Genomic DNA, 2,849 nt, shown 5'->3' on the forward strand with positions numbered 1-2,849 from the left:
GGGGCGGGCCGCCCCGCGGATCAGCGGCGGGCGCGGATGGCCTGGTCGATCGCCTCGGCGGCGGCGCGGGGATCGTCGGGGGAGAGCAGGAAGTGGGTGCCCTCGCGGCCGATGATCTCCACGAGCGTCCCGGGACGCGAGACCATCAGGCGGTAGGAGGACCGCTGCTCGCCGGTGGTGAAGACCTTGCGGCCGGGCAGCGCCTCGATGCTCCCGCTCTCGGGCGAGATCACGCGGCCGCGGCGCCAGCCGAGCCCGCCCACCGTCGCGCCGAGCGACTCGCCCGGGATGCGGCGCAGCTGCACGGTGCGGAAGTCGGCGACGGGCCAGGCGGGGCGCGGCAGGAAGCCTCCGAGGCTCACGGTCACCCCGTCGCCGTCGACCACGAACCGTGTGGCGAGCCGCATCCACGACCAGAAGGCGTACACGAGCACGGCCAGGGCGAGCACCAGACCCAGCACGACCGTCTCGCCCCGCGCCCAGGCGAGCGCATACCCGGCGATGCCGACGCCGATCACGACGCTCATGCCGATGCGGGTCCAGCCCACCGCGCCGGGCGTCGTCCGCCCCACGTGGAAGGGTGCCTCGGGCCTGCTCACGCCGTCCTCACCAGATGCTCACGCGGTCTTCGGGCGCGCGGTACATCGCATCGTCCTCACGCACGTCGAAGGCCGCGTGGAAGGCGTCGAGGTTGCTCGCGATCGCATTGCAGCGGAACTCGGCGGGGGAGTGCGGGTCGATCGCCAGCATGCGCGCCGCATCCTGCGCGCGGGACTTCGCGCGCCACACCGTGGCCCAGGACCAGAACACGCGCTGCAGTCCGCTCATGTCGTCCAGGCGCGGCGGGTTCCCGCCGGAGCGCGCGAGGTAGGCCTTGATCGCGATGGTGAGCCCGCCCAGGTCGCCGATGTTCTCACCGATCGTGAGGCTGCCGTTGACATGGGGCAGCTCGTCGCCGCTGGCGTCGGTCGCGCCGGTCGCGCCGGTCGCGCCGGTCGCATCGTCCGCACGTGCCGCACCGGCCGCGCCGGTCGCGTCTGACGCCTTCGCCTCAGCCTCCGCCTGCTCGCGCAGCACGCGCGGGGTGAGGGCGTCGAACTGGTCGATGAGCGCACGGGTGCGCTGCTCGAAGGCCTCGCGGTCCTCGTCTGTCCACCAGGAGCGCAGGTTCCCCTCGCCGTCGTACTTCGAGCCCTGGTCGTCGAAGCCGTGACCGATCTCGTGGCCGATGACGGCGCCGATGCCGCCGAAGTTCACCGCGTCCTCGGCCTCGGCGTCGAAGAACGGCGGCTCGAGGATCGCGGCGGGGAAGACGATCTCGTTCGCGCCCGGGTTGTAGTAGGCGTTGACGGTCTGCGGGGTCATGTGCCACTCGTCGCGGTCGACGGGCCCGTCGAGCTTCGCGAAGTCGTGGGCGGCATCGTGCATGCGGGCGGCGCGCACCGAGGCGACGAGGTCGTGGGGGTCGAGCTCGAGGCCCTCGTAGGTGCGCCACACGTCGGGGTAGGCGATCTTCGGGGTGAACAGCTCGAGCTTGGCGAGGGCCTTCTCGCGGGTGCCCGGTGTCATCCACGCGAGCGTCGAGATCGACTCTCGGTAGGCGTCCAGCAGCGCGCCGACCAGCTCCTGCATGCGCGCCTTGTGGTCCGGCGGGAAGTGCCGGGCGACGTAGTCCTGTCCGATCGCGAAGCCGACGGCACCCTCGACCAGCGAGATGCCGCGCTTCCAGCGCTCCCGCAGCTGCTCGGCGCCGGAGAGGGTGCGCCCGGAGAAGTCGAAGTCCTCCTCGACGAAGGCGGAGGAGAGGTACGGGGCGAAGGCGCCGACGGTGTGCAGGGCGGCCCAGGTGCGCAGCACGGCGAGGTCCTCGGCCGCGAGCAGCGGGGCGACGGCCTCGACGAACTCGGGCTGGCTCACGCAGACCACGTCGAAGGCGCCGGCGGGCGCGCCCGTGCCCTCGACGTACGCATCCCAGGGGAACGCGGGGGCGAGGGCCTCCCGCTGCGCCGCGTCCATCGGGTTGTTCGACTTCTCGCTGTCGCGCAGGCGCACCCGGTCCACATGGCACGCCGCGAGCCGCGTCTCGAAGCCCATGACCGCGCGGGCCAGGTCGCTCGAGTCCCCGGCGACGAGGCCCTCGCGGCCGGGCAGGGAGGCGAGATCGGCGAGACGTGCGAGGTGGCCGACGTACGCCTCGCGGATCGGTGCGTAGGAGTCCTCGCGGTAGTAGGACTCGTCGGGCAGGCCCAGCCCGCCCTGGTGCAGCTTCACCTGGTAGCGGGAGGAGTCGTCGTCATCCGTCCACACGTAGGCGTGCAGGGCGCTGGTGCCGGCCACGGGGGAGGCGAGCAGGCGCACTAGGTCCGCGAGCGAGGTCGTGGACGCGACCTCCTCGAGCATCGGTGCGAGCGGTGCGGCGCCGGCGGCCTCGACCGCGTCCTCGTCCATGAACAGCCGGTAGAGCAGGCCCACGCGTCCGCGATCCGTCTCCGGAGCATCGCCCGCCGCGAGCAGGTCAGCGAGCTCGGGGTCCTCGGCAGCCTCCTCGACGATGGCGCGCACGCGCTCCTCCGCGAGATCCCGCAGGCGTCGGAACTCGCCGTCGGACGCACGATCGGCGGGGATCTCGTGCTCCGCGAGCCAGGCGCCGTTGACGTGCCCGAAGAGATCATCCTGCACGCGGATCGAGTCCTCGACGCCGCTGCGGTCCAGGCCCGAGCGGACCTCGGAGCCGGTGGGTGCTGCGGTCGTGGTGCTGTCGGAGGGGACGGCATCGGTCATGGTGACTCCTTCGTCGAAGAGGGCGGCGTCAGGCTGGGTGGTGGGACGGGCGCGGGGGCGGCGCCGCG

The 2,849-nt window shown here is 72.8% G+C and carries 2 protein-coding genes; both read right to left on the reverse strand.

What is annotated here, in order from left to right; translation table 11 throughout:
* Positions 1-20: 20 nt before the first annotated feature.
* The gene (locus tag I8D64_RS16860) at positions 21-599 is read right to left on the reverse strand and encodes a hypothetical protein (RefSeq protein ID WP_200501348.1); all 579 of its coding nucleotides are present in this window, start codon (positions 597-599) and stop codon (positions 21-23) included.
* Between the two features lie 7 nt (positions 600-606).
* The gene (locus I8D64_RS16865; RefSeq protein ID WP_200501347.1) at positions 607-2,781 is read right to left on the reverse strand and encodes a M13 family metallopeptidase; all 2,175 of its coding nucleotides are present in this window, start codon (positions 2,779-2,781) and stop codon (positions 607-609) included.
* Between the last annotated feature and the right edge of the window lie 68 nt (positions 2,782-2,849).

The organism is Brachybacterium halotolerans, assembly GCF_016623465.1.
Lineage (GTDB): Bacteria > Actinomycetota > Actinomycetes > Actinomycetales > Dermabacteraceae > Brachybacterium > Brachybacterium halotolerans.

What these genes read in the sequence shown, in the direction of transcription:
- I8D64_RS16865 (WP_200501347.1), bottom strand. Translation starts at nt 2,781, where the DNA reads ATGACCGATGCCGTCCCCTCCGACAGCACCACGACCGCAGCACCCACC.